Raw genomic sequence first — 18,238 nt, forward strand, 5'->3', positions numbered from 1 at the left:
AGCCTCGATTAGAGACGCATTTCACGCTCAGCTTCGGTAAGAGAAGCGAGGAACGAATCACGTTCAAAGACACGATTCATATAGCCTTTAAGATCTTTAGAACCCGCACCCGATAAATCAACGCCTAAAGAAGGTAAACGCCATAGTAAAGGAGCAAGGTAGCAATCCACCAAGCTGAACTCTTCGCTCAGGAAGTAAGACGTGCGAGCAAACAGTGGCGCGATGGCAAGTAACTGCTCACGTAATTGTTTACGCGCGTCATCGGCTTCTTCACTTGAACCTTGTTCAATCTTGAACAGCAGGCTATACCAATCTTGTTCGATACGATGCATCATCAAACGACTTTCACCGCGAGCAACCGGATAAACTGGCATTAACGGTGGATGCGGGAAACGTTCGTCCAAGTATTCCATAATGATCTGAGATTGATATAACGTCAGCTCGCGATCCACTAAGGTAGGTACAGTGCAATACGGATTTAGATCGATCAAGTCTTGTGGAAGATTTGACTTATCCACCTGTTCAATTTCTACACTCACACCTTTCTCAGCCAGTACAATACGTACTTGATGGCTGTAGATATCAGTGGGTCCAGAAAACAGTGTCATTACCGAACGTTTGTTGGCAGCGACAGCCATGAAAACCTCCACATATACTTATAAGAGCCGCGATTAACCATCTGAATGACCGATGGCAGATAATAGACCATAAACTGCGCGATAGTTTACCAGAAATTGAAGCCTTTGTGGGCAACCTTTCGATTTTGCTGCGAATTCTGGGTAGTTGAAGCGTTTTTGGAAGGAAAAAGTAACAATTGTCGCGAATCGGGAGTACGCGATAACCGATATAGCCCCCTTTTACCGGCAATAAAAAACCCGCCGAAGCGGGTTTTTTCGAAAACACATCGCTGCAGAGCAGCCATGAATTAACGCTTAGAGAACTGTGGACGACGACGTGCTTTACGCAGACCGACTTTCTTACGTTCAACTTCACGCGCATCACGAGTAACAAAGCCCGCTTTACGTAGTTCAGAACGAAGAGATTCGTCATATTCCATCAGAGCGCGAGTGATACCGTGACGGATCGCTCCTGCTTGACCAGAAATACCACCACCTTTAACAGTGATGTACAGATCTAATTTACCAATCAAATCAACCAGTTCCAGAGGTTGACGCACGACCATGCGCGCAGTCTCACGACCGAAATATTGCTCTAAAGAGCGTTGATTGATTACGATGTTTCCGCTACCCGGCTTGATAAAGACGCGTGCGGAAGAGCTTTTGCGGCGACCTGTGCCGTAGTTTTGAGTTTCAGCCATTGCCATTGATCCCGATTAAATGTCCAGAACTTGCGGTTGCTGTGCCGCATGGTTGTGCTCGTTGCCCGCGTAAACTTTCAGTTTACGGAACATTGCACGGCCCAGAGGGCCTTTCGGCAGCATGCCTTTTACCGCGGTTTCAATGACACGCTCAGGAGCACGAGCAATCATTTCTTCAAAGGTCGCTTGCTTGATACCACCGATGTGACCAGTGTGGCGATAGTAGATCTTGTCGCTACGTTTGTTACCTGTTACAGCAACTTTGTCAGCGTTAAGAACGATGATGTAATCACCAGTATCTACGTGCGGAGTGTATTCCGCTTTATGTTTACCACGCAGACGACGAGCCAGTTCAGTCGCTAAACGACCTAAGGTTTTGTCAGTTGCGTCAACAACATACCAGTCGCGTTTGACGGTTTCTGGTTTAGCTGTAAAAGTTTTCATCTAAAAGCTTACCCAAATATAAGTTACACGTTGGTGAAATCCCAAACGCTATTAACGGTTGAGGCTCACACGACCATTTTGCCAGTAAGCCTACCCCTTCGGATAGAACTACCGGAACACAAAGGTTTTTGGGAATAAAACCATTTGTTGTAACGTGGGGTCGCAAGATTATAAAGAAGTCGACATTAAAAATCGACCTCTTTTATCATTAATTCGCAACTCCACGAATATTTCTGCCTTACGGCAAATGAGGAAGACGCAAATATTCTTCGCTTTGCATCTCCTGAAGACGAGATAAGCAACGTTGGTATTCAAATTTCAATTGATTACCTTGATAGATAGCTTCCAACGCCACTTCCGCAGAAACGACAAGTTTAACATGTCTTTCGTAGAATTCATCTACCATTGCAAGAAATCGACGCGCATGATCTTCAGTCTGGCTAGTTAATTGTGGGACATCGAGTAATAATACCGTGTGAAACTGCTGAGAAAGCGCGATGTAGTCATGTTGACTCCGGTTTTCACCACACAGCACACTAAAGCGAACGGCAAGCACCCCCTCAGCAACATGCTCAGTCTTCATCGCACGGTGATTAATCTCTAACACCGGTGAAGGGGCCTGCGCAAAATCAGTACCTGATAGGTTTTTAAATAACGTACTAATGGCTGACTGGGTCTCGTCGTTGATCGGCGATTTCCAGAGATGAGCTGCCGTCAAGGCGCGTAAACGGTAATCGACGCCAGCATCCACATTCATGACTTGGCAATGTTTCTTTATTTGCTCAATCGCCGGTAAAAAGCGTGCGCGTTGTAATCCATTACGGTAGAGCTGATCAGGAGGGATATTAGAGGTCGCCACCAAGGTAATCCCCCGCTCAAATAATGCCTCCATTAACGTGCCGAGTAGCATGGCATCGGTAATATCCGACACAAAAAACTCATCAAAACACAGCAGATCAGTCTGCTCGCGAAAGCGTTCGGCAATAATCAACAGTGGGTCGCTGTGGCCTTGAAGTTGACTCAGTTCCTCATGCACTCGCAGCATAAAACGGTGGAAATGTAATCGTAACTTACGATCACCTGGAACAGATTGGTAAAACATATCCATAATCCAAGTTTTACCGCGCCCTACGCCTCCCCACATATATAAGCCTTGAACCGGTTGTTCGCTGCTCTCACTGCGCTGGAAAAGTTTTGAAAAGCGTCCGAAAAGTCCTTTCTTATCCGTCGAGGGTGAGGCCGTTTGCTGACGGGCGATTAGCGCTTTTTGAATCTTATCAAGCTCCGTTACCGCAGCTTTTTGGACATCATCAGGCTGATAATCACCCTGTTCAAGGGCTTGTTGGTAACATGTCAGGGGAGAAATGGTTTGCATAGTGGGTACCGTTAAGATAATCGAAGACGACAAACACAACATTGAAAACCGCTATACAGTACGCCAGGTTAACTCAGGATTCCACATCCTGAGCATTAACAGGTATAGTGAGGTAAACTATTTTCGACTAGCATCTTACTGTAAATGGGTAGTTGCTTATCGTCGCCCCCTTAGAACAACGGATATTATGGGAGTCATTATGACCTGGGAATATGGGCTTATCGGATTAATTGTCGGCGTTATCGTTGGGATTGTTATCACACGTTTTAGTAGCCGTAAACTGCGTGATCAGCACGCGCTGCAGTACGAATTAGAAAAAACCAAAGATGAACTTAAAGAGTTAAAACAAGAACTCAATGGCCACTTTGTTCGCAGCGCTGAACTGCTGGAAAATATGTCACAGAACTATCAAGAGCTCTATCAACATATGTCGAGCACGACCAAAGAGCTGCTACCAGAGCAAGCGGCACAGAGCAACCCGTTCGTTTGGCAGCAGGGTGCTAAAAACGTTGAATCTGAGAATGGATTAGCTGAAATGCCGCGAGATTACTCTGAAAAATCTTCAGGTTTATTAAGAAATTCTAACACTGAAAAATAATCGTAAGGGTCAATGATGAAGAAAAATCGTACACCCTTGGCGCTAGCGATAGCGCTAAGTATGAGTTTGGGTATGGCTTACCTGCCCGCTTCGTATGCGAATTTACCTGCACAGGTTGGTGATCAACCCTTACCCTCGCTCGCACCAATGCTTGCTAAAACGCTACCTTCTGTTGTCAGCGTACAAGTCAGCGGTACGACGACGGAAAGCCAAGATCAGCAGCTTCCTGAACCGTTGAAACGTTTTCTTGGCCAAGCTCCGCAACAGCAACAGCCAACACCGTTTCAAGGTTTGGGGTCAGGTGTCATCATTGACGCTAAAAATGGTTACATTCTGACCAATAATCATGTCGTCAATGGTGCAGATAAGATTACGGTGCAGTTGGGCGATGGCAATGAATACCCCGCAAAGTTAGTGGGTCATGATAGCCAAACCGATATCGCGCTTATCCGAGTTAAGAACGCGAAAAATTTAGTCCAAATTAATGTTGCGGATTCCGATGCTTTACAAGTGGGTGATTTCGCAGTCGCCATTGGTAACCCCTATGGTCTCGGGCAGACAGCCACCTCTGGCATCATCTCTGCGCTCGGACGTAGCGGCTTAAATATTGAAGGCTTAGAAAATTTCATCCAAACCGATGCAGCGATTAACCGCGGCAACTCCGGCGGCGCCTTGGTTAACCTGAAAGGTGAACTCGTCGGGATCAACACCGCTATTTTAGCTGCCAGCGGCGGAAATATTGGTATCGGCTTTGCTATCCCTTCCAATATGGCGATGAATCTTGCCCATCAGCTGATTAAAAACGGTAAAATTACCCGCGGCCAGCTCGGCTTGAAAGGGACAGAGATGTCTTCGGATATGGCGAAAGCATTCCATGTCGATGTGCAACGTGGGGCATTTGTTGCAGAGGTTTTACCCAATTCAGCTGCCGCCAAAGCGGGGATTAAGGCGGGAGACATTATCACTGGCTTGAATGGTAAACCTATCACCAGTTTCGCCGAACTTCGGGTGAAAGTTGGCACCAGCGCGCCAGGCGATAAAGTGACCTTAACCTTATTGCGAGACGGTAAATCGATTAATGCCGAAGTCACTTTAGAGCAAGGTACACCCGAGGTGGTCCCGACCACCATTGACCTCCCAGCGTTACAAGGTGCAGCGTTCAGCGATGGGATGACCTTGAGTAAAGCGAAAGGCGTCAAAGTAGACAACGTTACGCCGTCTAGCCCTGCTCAACAAATTGGCTTACACACCGGTGACGTCATTACGGCCATTAACCGTCAACGTGTCGAGTCACTTGATGCAATGAGTAAGATTTTAGCGACCAAACCTCCCGTTATCGCCATGAGTGTTATGCGCGGCAAAGATAACCTCTTTTTACTGCTTCGCTAACCGCAATAAGGATAGGTACAGAGGTGCGTACCTATCCTTCTCATGGTATTCTGCAGCAACCTCTCCCTTGGCAACTAAATTAGCATGTTATTTAAATTACTTCGTTCAGCGCTTATCGGCCTTGTTGTCGCCATAATTTTACTTGTCGGTATGCATTTGCTGCGTAACGGTGGCGCACTGTTTTCGAATAATGAAGCACCTGCTAATACCCAAGAATCGGTGTTTAGTTTCAGCCAAGGCGTGCGTCGAGCCGCGCCAGCCGTCGTGAATGTTTATAACCGCAACTCACAAACACAAGGTAAAAGAGACTTCACTACCTTGGGGTCGGGAGTGATTATGAACCAGCGCGGCTATATTCTAACGAATCGCCACGTTATCAGTAATGCGGATCAAATTATCGTCGCCTTGCAAGATGGTCGCTTTTACGAAGCAACCTTGGTCGGTTCTGATGCCATGACTGATCTGGCGGTACTTAAAATTTCTGCACCGAGCTTACCCATTATTCCGATTAACGACGAACGTAACCCGCATATTGGTGATGTCGTTATGGCGATAGGTAATCCCTATAATCTTGGTCAGACCGTTACCCAAGGCATCATTAGTGCTACTGGCCGTGTCGGCTTAAGCTCTTCCGGACGGCAAAACTTTCTACAAACAGATGCCTCGATCAACCAAGGTAACTCTGGAGGCGCATTGATTAACTCATTGGGTGAACTCATGGGGATCAATACACTGACCTTCGATAAGAGTAATGATGGCGAAACGCCTGAAGGAATTGGTTTTGCCATTCCAACACCGTTAGCGATTAAGATTATGAATAAACTTATTCGCGATGGTCGTGTGATCCGTGGCTTTATCGGGATTACTGGTCGAGAAATTCCTCCGATGCATGAGCAAGGGAATAGCTACGAAAAATTACAAGGCATTATTGTGACTAAAGTCACCGGGCCTGCCGAGTTGGCGGGAATTAAGGCCAATGACCTTCTACTCAGTGTTAACAACAAGCCCGCGGTTTCCGCACAAGAAACCATGGATCAAGTTGCAGAAATACGACCTGGCTCTGTCATTGACGTACAGATCCTTAGACAAGGTCAGAAAAAAAGCCTACCTGTCACTATTCAAGAATTCCCTCAGGATAGTAATTAATCATCCTCCTCAGTTCTCTCGCTATTTATGAATAATAAATCGGTTTACTGAGGGGGATGCGTTAAATTCCTTACGTATTATCAGGTGTAAAGCGAGCAACTTTCATAGTCTTTGACCCTGTTTTTATTTACACATAGAATATAATTCGTCTGTATCCTTAGTTATTAAGATTAATTCTCTATAAGCTAATTTTCTCTGTACAGAGTTTATTGAATAAAAATGCAGCAAGATGCATAATAATATTACTCCCCCTATTTCAAAGGTTTTTTATGCGAACCCCTTCTAAACAAGATGATCTGGTACGAGCCTTTAAGGCGCTTCTTAAAGAAGAAAAATTTAGCTCTCAAAGTGAAATTGTTCATGCCCTGCAAGAAGATGGTTTTCAGAATATCAACCAGTCGAAAGTGTCACGTATGCTGACGAAATTTGGCGCGGTAAGAACCCGTAACGCCAAAATGGAAATGGTTTATTGCTTACCCGCTGAATTAGGCGTGCCTACCACGAGCAGCCCACTGAAAAACCTGGTGACCGATATCGACTACAATGACGCCTTGGTCGTTATTCGTACCAGTCCAGGGGCCGCGCAGCTCATTGCTCGTCTATTAGATTCATTAGGTAAGTCAGAGGGAATTTTGGGGACCATTGCTGGCGATGATACGATTTTTATTACGCCTTCCCGCGGCTTTACTGTAAAAAAACTCCATGCCGTTGTACTGACGCTTTTCGAACAAGAGCTTTAATCTGCCTGGTGATAGGTCACTGGCAGACAGCCATCGCCGGCTGCCAGTTAGGGTGTTAGATATTAATCATCGTAGATTGATAACGGGTTAAAATATCCGTTAAGCGGTGAACCGACTCTTGCATTGGGATAGACGCCTGATGCTCACTCAGTAATTGCTCGTAAGCCGTCAACTCCTTTAGCAATCGCATATAGTAGTACTCTTTCTTCTCGACACTGTGTGCCGCTATCACCTTATCCCCCGTTAACCGCAACTGCTGATGAAACTCTGATAACACAGGGTTTGGCGGAATAGCAAAACTCCGCAGACGTTGCTGGCTAATAATGAGTGTTAGGGCTAAGCGGTATTTATTAAGATCCCCAGGAAACATATTGAGCAACATAAAGAGCTGTTGATACAGGGCCGGTAAATGGTTTTCACGGCGACGAGAAGGATTGGTGGTCAAGGATGCCACGGCGGAATACATCAATCGGTTAAGTATTTTACGCCCCGTCTTAGCTTTTGATTTATCCCTAATCAGTAATATCACCATTAACGCTAAGAAACAGCCAATCATTTGCCCCAACGCACTATCTAGAAAAGACTCAATCGGGAACGTAATGGGGTTACTCAGCACAATAATATTGAGCGTACCAATGAATCCCCCTAAGGCCCCTACCTGCCGACGTTGAATCAGCACCCCGGCGACAAAGGCTAATACACCGATAATGAGACAAAGTAAGAAAATACTCTGTTGGGTATTAGGCATTAAGTAAGCGTAGTAAAGTAAACCGATAGGAAACGCTGCAGTCATACCATAAAGGAAATCTTTCGCCATCATCAGTGGATTGGGAATTCGCATCGCCAGTGCAGTTACCACCGCCAGCATGATCATACAACCGCTGCCAGCATTCCAACCGGAATAAAGCCAAAATAATACTCCAGAGAACGTTGCAACAAAGGTACGAATACCATTGATCATCGCGTGATGCGTTTCAGCGGACCGAGGTGCGACAATGACTTCACGACGAAGGATCGCCTCTTCTGTACCATTGATTCTCACGTTGCTGCGGATCCCTTTTGATAGCAAGAGATACTCTGACGCCGCCGTCACCCACGTAGAGAGTGCTAAAGGCACTGACTCTGCCGGATACTCATTGAAAAGCTTACGTAACTCGCGAACTTTATTACGTAACTCACCAATAGTCTCAACCTTCTGATCGATCACTTCGACAAATGCACTAGAAAGATATTCCGGATGCGCCTGCAGGTTGAGGTAGGTTTCGGTAGAGTGGGTGATCATCGTTAGAGAAAGGGTATTTAACATTTTCAATCGACGGCTACTGTTCTGCCAATGCGACGATTCCATTTTTAGCTGGCTTCGCATACCACCGAAGGCACTACTGCGTGCCACTAAGCCACTCCATGCCTTATCGATCGTCTCTTTCTCGCCCTTTCCTACACACAATTGCAGTAGTTGATACTGCACGAGTAAAAGCTGGTCAACCTCTTGGTCGATAACGCGTTTAATGGAACGCGGAGAGAAAAACGTATCAGATAAAATGGCACAGAGAATACCGATAAAGATCTCGCTGCAACGCTCGACGGCTAATCGAGGCATTAGCTCCATAGAGCCAGAAGCGTTTGAGGAAATAATGATAATTAACGCGGTGTAGCCGGCTAAGCCAAAAGCGTAAGAGTTATCCACTTTGACCAACGACGAGATCCAGACACAAAAGCCCGCCCAGAGGCAGCTAAGGAACAGCATAATCATCGGCGCCCTAATCGTCGTCATCACGATAGCCAACGCCGCGATACAACCTAAGAAGGTACCAATAATACGGAGTAATCCGCGGTAGCGGAGCGCACCGGAGTAAGGATCGCCCCCGGCGGCAAAAGCTTGCCCGCCGGCCACAATACCGGCGGTCATCACCGCCCAACGTGGGGTTTCTAAATTAAAGTAGAACCCCAACAACATCGCTAACAAGACAGCAAAAGTTAATTTAACTGGGAAGCGTAAGAACTGAATCATACCGCCTCCCGATTATCCAAATTCGCGTAGTCGATTGGTTAACTTTTCCAGAGGAGAAGGTTCACGATCTTGACGATCTTTTTCACCCGTAATAATCACCGTGGCCGTGGTACCTGCTGGGAAACGATTACCCACTTGTTCATCAAGATGAATACGAACCGGCACACGCTGTGCTAGACGAACCCATTCCAAGTTCGAATCGACGTTCGCCATTCCTTTACTGTCATTACTGCTACTACTATTGGTGACACCCGAGGCGACACTTTCTACCGTCCCGCGCAGTTTTAAATTACTCCCTAAAGGCGTAATCTCTGCACGAAGGCCACGGCGTACCGCATGAAGTTTCGTCTCTTCTAAGTAAGCGGTGACGTAGAAGGTGCGGTCTTTCACCAATGCTACAGCAACTGAACCACGATTGATAAATTCGCCACCGTAAACATTAAGGTTAGTGACCCAGCCATCTGCCGGCGCTTTAACCGTTGCACGAACCAGGTCGAGCTGAGCCAGATCCCGTGCTGCAGCCGCTTTAGCAAGTTGGTGTTCACTGGTTTGGAGATCGTTGTTCGCCTGCTCTACCGCTTCCCGAGATAACGCCACAGTGCTAAGTTGATTACGCCTTGCCGCTTCGCGTCTTTTTTCGGCAACCACTGCTTGGTAGTAATCGACATCGGCCTGCGCTTCGTCTAAGGCTTCCTTAAATCGCGGGCGATCAATTTCAAACAGTGTTTCTCCCTGCTTCACGTATTGGTTATCGTGCACGTTCACTTGTGTAATCAATCCCGTTACGTCGGGTGCAATCGCGACCACATCGGCGGAGAATTTTGCGTCACGTGTCCAAGGGGATTCGGTGTAATACACCCATGTACGAAAAACAATCACAATGGCGATAATCACTAGCACAAAAGTAATCGCGTAGCGGGCCACTTTTTTTATTAACGTTTTCACTGAAACCTCAGACAATTAGACTCGAAACCAGATAAAACACACAGCAGTAAAGGGCGGTATTAACCAGTGCCGGATGCCACACCAAATCGTAGATTCCCGTTGGCGTAAGCACTTTTTTCACTAGCCAAAACACAATGAGAGATAAGATAAGCTCAACAAAAATAGGTGGAAATGAGAGCCCAAATATCACCAAAACTGGATGCACACTCATGTAAAATCCTTTAACACATTAGCCAGCGAGCCACTCGGCATGGGTTACTGGAAAGCTTTAAGATCCATAATGGCGACTTACTTGGTTAGAAGGTAACAAAAACTGTACTATTACCCGTCGGGGACCAAACCAAAAAATCACTACAGTTAGAAACGACGATGCGAGAATAGAGAAATAAACTTCTATTTATATCGCTATAGTAACGTGTCTTTGCGATCATTTTCTATATTTTGTGAACTAAATCACTTTTAACTCAGAGTTAATAATGGAACGATTAAAACGAATGGCTGTGTTTGCCAAAGTTGTCGAACAAGGCTCATTTACCGCCGTTGCACAGCAAATGCAGGTCAGCGTTTCTTCAATCTCACAGACCATCTCCCGCTTAGAGGATGAGCTAAATATTAAGCTGCTCAACCGCAGTACTCGGCGTATTGGAATGACTGAAGCGGGAAAAATTTATTACTTGGGTTGTCAACGAATGCTCAATGAGGCCACTCGCGTCCACGAGCAATTATTTGAGTTTAATAATACGCCAGTGGGGACGTTACGTATTGGCTGCAGCACGACAATGGCACAAAACGTTCTCGCCCCTATCGCAATGAAATTGTTGGCCGATTATCCGGGGCTCGAGATCGATCTGATCACGGATAACCCAACCCCCGATCTGATTACGCATGGACTGGATCTGGTCCTCAGGACCGGACACTTAGAAAATTCTACGCTGTTCTCTCGCCAGATTGGCGCGATGCCGATGGTGATTTGCGCCAGTAAAGAGTATCTCAGCCAAATTTCGCTTCCCACCCATCACAGTGAGTTAGCGTCGCTATGTTGGCTAGAGTATACCTTGTCGCCTTATAATGAGATGGAACTCACCGCCCCAGATGGCGAATTAATTCACCTTTCTCTTAGCGGTCGTTTCGCCACCAATGACCCACAAACCTTGGTGCATTGGCTCAAGTCAGGCGCCGGCATCGCTTATATGCCAATGATGTGGATAATGGATGAAGTGAAACAAGGGAATATCCACATATTACTGCCCGACTACAGTTCTAAGCCGCGTCCCGTCCATGCGTTATATACAGAAAAAGATAAATTACCGCTAAAAGTCCAAATCTGCTTATCTTTACTCGCCGACTATTTTAAAGAGATGGCCACGCGCTACGAGCTGTTTTTAAGTAAAAGGTAGCGTTACGCTACCTTCTATCTCTCTAGGCCGTACCACCTACCGTCAAGCGGTCGAGTTTTAAGGTCGGTTGACCGACACCGACGGGGACACTTTGTCCCTCTTTGCCACACACCCCAACGCCTTTATCAAGCGCCAAGTCATTACCGACCATTGAGATCTGCTGCATCGCTTCAATCCCTGACCCAATCAAGGTTGCCCCTTTAACCGGAGAGGTAATTTTTCCTTTCTCAATTAAATACGCTTCCGACGTCGAGAAGACGAATTTGCCTGACGTAATATCAACTTGCCCGCCCCCAAAATTAGGCGCGTAGATACCATAATCGACACTTTCAATGATCGCTTGCGGGGTTGATTGACCTGCTAACATATAGGTATTGGTCATTCTTGGCATAGGCAGATGTGCATAAGACTCCCTTCGACCGTTACCTGTCGGTGGAAGCCCCATTAATCGTGCGTTCAATTTATCTTGGATAAAGCCTTTCAAGATACCCTTTTCAATCAATACATTGTATTGACCTGGCACCCCTTCATCGTCGATAGCAATCGATCCACGTAGACCATTCAAGGTACCGTCATCCACGACAGTGCACAGCTCCGATGCTACAGGCTGCCCCATTTGGCCGCTAAACATTGACGTACCACGACGGTTAAAATCGCCTTCTAAGCCGTGACCGACCGCTTCGTGGAGTAACACTCCCGGCCAGCCTGCGCCGAGGACCACTGGCAGCGTGCCAGCCGGAGCTGCCACGGCAGAAAGATTGACGAGAGCCATTCTTACCGCTTCTTTTGCCCAGCCGTCACAGCGCGTTTCACCCTGTTCATCGAGTAAGAAGAATTCATAGCCGGTCCGTCCACCCCCGCCGCACGAACCATGCTCGCGTTTCCCTTGATCTTCAACCTGAACGCTAATCGATAAGCGTACTAAGGGCCGAATATCGGCAGCAAAAGTACCATCTGTGGCGGCAATTAGGACTTCTTCGTAAACGCCCGATAAGTGAGCACTTACCTCTTGAACACGTGGGTCGGCATCACGTGCTACGCGGTTAACTCGGTGCAACAGGGCGATTTTATCTTCGCGCGTCAAACTGTCTAATGGGTTAATCGCAGCATATAACGCTTTATGCTCTACCGCGGCGAGGGTGCGTATTTTACCATCGCCTTGCTCTTGAACGATGCTGCGTGCAGCACCGGCACTTTGTTCGAGGGCCTTTAACGTCAGCTGATCCGCATAAGCAAAACCGGTTTTCTCACCGCTCACAGCACGAATACCGACACCTTGGTCAATATGCCAAGACCCTTCTTTAATGATGTTATCTTCAAGTCCCCACGATTCATGCATGCTGGACTGAAAATAGAGATCACCGTAGTCCAAATGGCGTTCTGAAAGCTGGCTGAGTACGCGTGAAAGGTCATCGTGCGTAATAGTATTTTGAGTTAGTAAATGCTCGCTAACCAGGTTCAGTTTCATAAGTTCTCACTTTTAATTTACGCCAACGAGATAATCACTCGTTATGGCTTTTTTCATTCTTTACTTACGCAGGACTTCTTTGACGTGCGGTTTGTCCATAGGTCCAGTGATACTGTAACGTAATAAGGATATTTTACTCCAGATCGGGGACAATACTTTACTTGCCGCCACGACTGAAGCGCCCACAATAGGGTTGATTGCGAAGGCCGCGGCAACACCGACCGGTACTGAAATTTCAGGGGCAACGGTGGCTAACAGATCAAACTGACGATTGACGAAATTCACCTCACCGCGCATACCAATATCCGCTTCTAAGCCATCGATATTAAGATTTTCAGTATGTAACACCCCTTTGTCTAACCAAGCGGTTCCTGTAATGCTGTCGTAGTAAAAACCGCTATCCAAGGTGCCGCGAAAATCTAAACTGACTTTACGCAGTAACGCATCGACGCTTAATAGGCGTAATACTTGCCCGGCAGTACCTGTCTCGACATGCCTGAACGTTCCCTTACCTGCATTCAATGTCAGTAATCCACTTAATGTTTTAATGGAGGGCTGCCAAGGAACATCTTTCCAATGTAAGTCGTAACCAAGATGTAGCGGGGTATCACTCACAGGCACCTCAACGCCAAACCAATGGGCAGCATCCTCTAAATTATCGGTATGCAGATGGCCTTTAAGGGCCGTACGTTCTTGTCCAGGAACATTATTCCACTCTCCCATCACGGATAAACGGCTACGCCCTGTGTCGACAGTCCCCTCTCGTAAGGTTAGCGTGTGCTGATTAGCACTTAATTTTCCTTTAATTTGACCAAAGTTTTGTCCGGCAAACCAACAGGAAGAGCAGGTCGCATCCAATTTCGGCCATTGGCTAAAATCGAGATGATTATCGGGTAGGGCTTTTTCGGCGTGTTGCTCCGTGCGGCGAGTGGAGAACTGTGGATTATAATAGAGGTAATCCATATTGAGCAGCCAAGGCTGCCCCGGCCGAATCTGTAGGGAGCCTCGTGCCTCATCGCTGTTCACCGATAGATGAGGGCTTGACAGTAACTGTTGTACCTGAAGACGAAGGTTACGCCATTGCTGCCCATACAGGGCTAATGCCGGCGTCGTTACCTGCAGTGTTGCAGGCAGCTCAAAGGGAATCGACTCCCGCCAATTTTGCTCTGTGGTAGAGGGCTGCCGCGTTTTTTTCGCCGAGCTTGGTGTGGCTGAAGGAAGCTTTTTCAATGTCGCCATCAACTTGTCGCCGTCAAGGGCGGGTAACCGAATATCCATCATCGCTTGCAAGGGTAAGGATGGATGTTCGTCAGCCTGACTGGTCCACTGCCCTTTCTCAAGTGCCAGCCGAGGTGATAACCGCCATTGGGTGGTGAATCGTTGTTGATGATCGATCACGCCCTGCACTTGTAGCGTCGATAAATTGCCCGTGGCCTCAACAGAGAGCGGGAAGGCACTGGGTTTAAGGTTTAATGCTTCCGGCAGTTTGCCTCTGACTCGGGTTGCATCACTGACGACCTTAACCTGGTAAGTGGCCCCACCATGATGAGGCAAAGCAATTGCCACTTGGCTATGCCAAGGTAACCGCCCAATTAACTGCTGATGTAACGTTTTTGGGAAGGCGTTAATTTTCTCTAAAGCCCAATCACCCTCAGCCTGAATATCAATCGCAAACTGTTGCGCTTGTTCTTGCGTAGAGAAATTCACCTTGATCGGTTGTCCAAACCACTGGGCTGATATCGGGGTACTCTGTAAGCGTCCATTATTATACGTAAACCGCCCCGTTACGCCTTTCATTTGCGTTTGCAGCGGCACAATAGTGAGTTGATTATTTTTTAGGTTAACGTCCCCCTTTGCGATCACCTCTTTTCCATCCAAAGGAATCGTTAACCCTAAATGCCCGTAGACTTCCCCATTAACCTTAAGTTGGTCTAATGCACTGCCGACACTTTTCGCTAGGGGCGTCTGTTTCATATAACGGTGGATATCTTCCCCTTGCCCACGAATATCCCCCTCGATCAATAATTGTTCTTTATGATAGTCGGGGATATCAGCCGTCACCTGTGTGACAGGAACATTACCTAAGCGGATTGCATCAGCTTTCATCCATAGTCCGTTATTGACAAAGTTCAGATCAATATCAAGAGGTGACAATGCAGGCCACCCTGGCTGAAAAGCAAATTTTGCTTGTTTTAACGGAACGGTGACTTGGAACGTTCCCTCGTTATGGATAAACGGGAATTGATGTGGATTCCCCGCAAAGACTAAGGTGGCATCCTTTGCCTTACCCCCTTTAATAGCGGTACTCAGGTAATGCACTAACCCTTTTGGCATAATCTTTATAGGAAAATAACGCCAAGCATCCGCACCATCTGTGGCATTAATCCCCGCCAAAATCTGCAAATTCGGTGGACCATCATTCGACTGTTGGTACGAGAAATCTCCTTTGGCGGCAACCGATTTTGCGCTAACGTCGATATCGTGTCCTGAGAGGGCGAGAGCCTTATCCTGCCGCTTCCATGCAAATCCCCCGGAGAAATGGTTAAGTTCGATCGGAGCCAGCAGTTGTCCCTGAGAGGCCAAAGTTTGTTGGCCTAATTCTAGCGTGGTTTCACCTTGCGCCATCCCTCCAGTCAACGAGCCAGAAAATCCTGTGACTGCCGGTAATTTCTGAAAGGCTTGCCAACTCAGTTGCTGCCACTGCGCGGCAACACGGGTCTGCTGCAGATCGTGAAGCGGGATATCAGCAGCAAGACGAGTGATCAGCCCTTGAGGGTTAGCCTGCTGCCATAAGTTGGCATAAGTAGACTGTAATGGAGAAAGCAGTGGCACCAGCGGGCTAAGGCGAGCAAGATCGATATTGGCTGCACGGAGGCGTATCGCTGAATGCTCTGCCGGTAACCAAGGCTGCTCGTTGTCAGCTTGCCAATTTAGGGCTAAGCTTCCTCGCGGCCAGCGCGTATTGTCGATACTGATCCCTGTATCAGGAAGCAGTAAGACAAAACCTTTACCCACCCGCGTTAACTTAGCCGATAGCTGCGTCAACGATAACTGATGAGCCGCTTGATTTGCCTGTTGCCACTCGGCGTCGCCGCGATTAATGATAACATCGCCAGAGGATAGCTCCCCATCTGACATATGCAGCCAAACCATTAAACTGAGGTGGGCTTTTTTTAAGTTGGTATTCTTATTGACCCAATTCCCTAACCACGGTTTGGCGTCAATATCATCCACTTTGATCCAGACAGTGCCTTTATCCAGTAACTGCTGCTTATCCTGCAAATCCACCCGCAATTGCGCGGTACCATGTTGGCTGGTAAAGCTGCTCAGATTCACTAAACCTTCTGCTCGATGTAATTTCCCTTCATTAAACCAAGTCAAGGTGGGTATGTTCAGCGTCACACGCTGGCCTGAAGGAGAGGGAAAATCAATCGTACTTTCACGGAGAATAAAATGGTCAAAACGCTGTAAAAAGAGATTCTTCACTTTATTACTGTCGTAACCGTTATGCGTCGAAGACTCTTTTTGTGGGAATTGCTGTATAAAGAAGTGAAGCTGCCAGAAGGTTAGGTCGCGGAATTGTAACTTAGCATGAAGGAGAGATTGCCAGACGTCTAAAGCGAGCGTGACTTTCTTTATCTGTAATTTACCGCCATCGGCCAACTCCGCCGAAAAATTATCGACGTTAAGGGTAGGACCAAAGTTTTTCCACTCACCTTGAAGCTTATCGGCCGAGAAGTGGATGCCGGTTGCGGTCGATGCAGCATTAAGCAGTTGTGCGCGATAATGGTCCATGTGAGGCATAGCCAAGCGTAAAGCCGTCACAAACAGTGCAGCAATTACAATCAGCGCGGTAATTATCCGTAATATCCATTGTGATAACCTGCTCACTGTCCCCTCACTCTACGATCCATCGACTGCGATTACATAAGTACTACATCAAACTGCTCTTGAGTATAGAGGGGTTCGACTTGTACCTTGACCTGTTTACCTAAAAAGATTTCGACTTCCGCCAGTGCATGGGCTTCTTCATTCTTTAACGCCTCACAGACTCTCGGCGACGCATACACTAAATAGCTGTCGGAATCGTAACTATGATGAACACGCACAATCTCGCGCATGATCTCATAGCAGACCGTATCGGCGGTTTTCACGCTGCCACGTCCTTGGCAGGTTGGGCATTTTCCACACAAAATATGTTCGAGGCTTTCGCGGGTCCGCTTACGGGTCATTTCCACTAAACCTAACGATGAAAAGCCATTGATACTGCTTTTCACTCTGTCTTTACTCATCGCACTTTCTAATGTGTGTAATACTCGGCGACGGTGTTCTTCATTACTCATATCAATAAAATCGATGATGATAATGCCGCCTAAATTGCGTAACCGAAGTTGACGGGCAATCACTTGTGTGGCTTCGATATTGGTATTGAAAATCGTTTCTTCGAGATTACGATGCCCCACAAAGGCCCCAGTATTAATATCGACGGTGGTCATTGCCTCGGTCTGATCAATAATCAGATAACCACCAGACTTTAACGTCACTTTTCGTTCCATCGCCCGTTGGATTTCATTCTCCACGTCAAACAGATCGAAAATAGGCTGCTTACCGCTATAGTGCTCGAGTTTTTCCGTTAGCTCAGGGACATACTCGGCGGTAAACTCCAGTAGCTTTTCGTAGGTCGCTTTAGAATCGACCCGAATATGGTCAAGCGGTGCCTCAACGAAATCGCGTAATACCCGTGCCGCCAAGGCAATCTCACCATAAAGCTTAATTCGCGTCTGATTACGCTTCTTACGCTTACAAACCTTTGCCCATAAACGCTTTAGAAAGGCGGCATCTCGTGCCAGCTCAGCATCGCTGATCCCTTCTGCTGCGGTACGAATAATGAATCCACCTTGCTCATCACAATATTGATGAACTGCCTGTTTGAGGCGTGCGCGCTCCGCTTCACTCTCGATGCGTTGTGAGACCCCTACATGGGAGGCACCAGGCATAAAAACCAGATAGCGGGAAGGCAGTGTGATATCCGTTGTCAGCCTCGCCCCTTTCGTTCCAAGCGGATCTTTAACCACTTGTACCATCAAATCTTGGCCAGGCCGAACTAATTCAGAAATATTTTTAACATGAAATTTCTTCTGCTCTTCTCCTGCCACACATTCGGTATGTGGCACGATATCGGAAGCATGGAGAAACGCAGATTTATCTAAGCCAATATCGACAAAGGCCGCTTGCATACCGGGCAAGACACGGCTTACACGACCTTTGTAGATATTGCCGACGATCCCTCTTTTCGCTTCTCGCTCAATATGGATTTCTTGCAAAATTCCACTATCGAGGTAAGCAACACGTGTTTCAGAAGGCGTAACATTGATCAGTAGTTCAGCAGTCATTAACACTCCTTATC

General features: G+C 47.1%; 15 protein-coding genes. 5 read left to right on the top strand and 10 right to left on the bottom strand.

The features are described 5' to 3' along the window. Positions 1-8: 8 nt before the first annotated feature. The 4 genes from sspA to zapE form a co-directional block, all read right to left on the bottom strand. Positions 9-638, bottom strand: a complete 630-nt coding sequence (gene sspA, locus HGT71_RS05145; RefSeq protein WP_214216871.1) for a stringent starvation protein SspA — start codon at positions 636-638, stop codon at positions 9-11. Positions 639-925: 287 nt separating this feature from the next. Next, a complete protein-coding gene (rpsI, locus tag HGT71_RS05150) occupies positions 926-1,318 on the bottom strand; it encodes a 30S ribosomal protein S9 (RefSeq protein ID WP_048911352.1) in 393 nt (130 codons plus the stop codon). A gap of 15 nt (positions 1,319-1,333) precedes the next feature. Next, complete coding sequence (rplM, locus tag HGT71_RS05155) at positions 1,334-1,762, bottom strand: 50S ribosomal protein L13 (protein WP_048911351.1); 429 nt, start codon at positions 1,760-1,762, stop codon at positions 1,334-1,336. 238 nt (positions 1,763-2,000) lie between these two features. Further along, on the bottom strand, positions 2,001-3,137 hold the full coding sequence (zapE, locus tag HGT71_RS05160) for a cell division protein ZapE (RefSeq protein ID WP_214216872.1): 1,137 nt from the start codon (positions 3,135-3,137) through the stop codon (positions 2,001-2,003). A gap of 199 nt (positions 3,138-3,336) precedes the next feature. Here zapE and zapG point away from each other — a divergent pair, with 199 nt between their 5' ends. The 4 genes from zapG to argR all read left to right on the top strand — a co-directional run bounded on the left by zapG (position 3,337) and on the right by argR (position 7,010). Continuing rightward, on the top strand, positions 3,337-3,735 hold the full coding sequence (zapG, locus tag HGT71_RS05165; RefSeq protein WP_214216873.1) for a Z-ring associated protein ZapG: 399 nt from the start codon (positions 3,337-3,339) through the stop codon (positions 3,733-3,735). Positions 3,736-3,747: 12 nt separating this feature from the next. Next, a complete protein-coding gene (locus tag HGT71_RS05170) occupies positions 3,748-5,124 on the top strand; it encodes a Do family serine endopeptidase (protein ID WP_277755736.1) in 1,377 nt (458 codons plus the stop codon). An 84-nt stretch (positions 5,125-5,208) separates the two neighbouring features. Continuing rightward, entirely contained in the window at positions 5,209-6,270 is a 1,062-nt protein-coding gene (gene degS / locus HGT71_RS05175) for an outer membrane-stress sensor serine endopeptidase DegS (RefSeq protein ID WP_214216875.1), read from the top strand. Between the two features lie 269 nt (positions 6,271-6,539). Further along, the gene (gene argR, locus HGT71_RS05180) at positions 6,540-7,010 is read left to right on the top strand and encodes a transcriptional regulator ArgR (protein WP_048912807.1); all 471 of its coding nucleotides are present in this window, start codon (positions 6,540-6,542) and stop codon (positions 7,008-7,010) included. 55 nt (positions 7,011-7,065) lie between these two features. Here argR and aaeB read toward each other — a convergent pair whose 3' ends face one another. From aaeB to aaeX, 3 genes are read right to left on the bottom strand one after another with little or no spacing between them, the layout of a single operon-like run. Then, on the bottom strand, positions 7,066-9,021 hold the full coding sequence (gene aaeB, locus HGT71_RS05185; RefSeq protein WP_214216876.1) for a p-hydroxybenzoic acid efflux pump subunit AaeB: 1,956 nt from the start codon (positions 9,019-9,021) through the stop codon (positions 7,066-7,068). Between the two features lie 12 nt (positions 9,022-9,033). Then, the gene (gene aaeA / locus HGT71_RS05190; protein WP_214216877.1) at positions 9,034-9,966 is read right to left on the bottom strand and encodes a p-hydroxybenzoic acid efflux pump subunit AaeA; all 933 of its coding nucleotides are present in this window, start codon (positions 9,964-9,966) and stop codon (positions 9,034-9,036) included. Between the two features lie 7 nt (positions 9,967-9,973). Beyond that, positions 9,974-10,177 carry a p-hydroxybenzoic acid efflux pump operon protein AaeX gene (aaeX, locus tag HGT71_RS05195; RefSeq protein ID WP_048912810.1) on the bottom strand — a complete coding sequence of 68 codons (204 nt, stop codon included), beginning with the start codon at positions 10,175-10,177 and terminating at the stop codon, positions 9,974-9,976. A gap of 265 nt (positions 10,178-10,442) precedes the next feature. On the opposite strand from aaeX, the gene aaeR reads away from it, so the two are divergent. Continuing rightward, positions 10,443-11,363 (top strand): HTH-type transcriptional activator AaeR, encoded by a 921-nt coding sequence (gene aaeR, locus HGT71_RS05200; protein ID WP_214216878.1) that lies wholly within the window; start codon positions 10,443-10,445, stop codon positions 11,361-11,363. Between the two features lie 22 nt (positions 11,364-11,385). On the opposite strand, the gene tldD is transcribed toward aaeR, so the two are convergent. Genes tldD through rng form a run of 3 tightly spaced genes read right to left on the bottom strand, consistent with a single transcriptional unit; the run spans position 11,386 to position 18,224 of the window. Further along, complete coding sequence (gene tldD / locus HGT71_RS05205; protein ID WP_214216879.1) at positions 11,386-12,831, bottom strand: metalloprotease TldD; 1,446 nt, start codon at positions 12,829-12,831, stop codon at positions 11,386-11,388. A gap of 60 nt (positions 12,832-12,891) precedes the next feature. After that, complete coding sequence (yhdP, locus tag HGT71_RS05210; RefSeq protein ID WP_214216880.1) at positions 12,892-16,722, bottom strand: AsmA2 domain-containing protein YhdP; 3,831 nt, start codon at positions 16,720-16,722, stop codon at positions 12,892-12,894. A 32-nt stretch (positions 16,723-16,754) separates the two neighbouring features. Next, positions 16,755-18,224, bottom strand: a complete 1,470-nt coding sequence (rng, locus tag HGT71_RS05215; RefSeq protein ID WP_214216881.1) for a ribonuclease G — start codon at positions 18,222-18,224, stop codon at positions 16,755-16,757. Positions 18,225-18,238: the final 14 nt, after the last annotated feature.

It is taken from the genome of Rosenbergiella epipactidis, from assembly GCF_018494055.1.
GTDB classification, from domain to species: domain Bacteria; phylum Pseudomonadota; class Gammaproteobacteria; order Enterobacterales; family Enterobacteriaceae; genus Rosenbergiella; species Rosenbergiella epipactidis.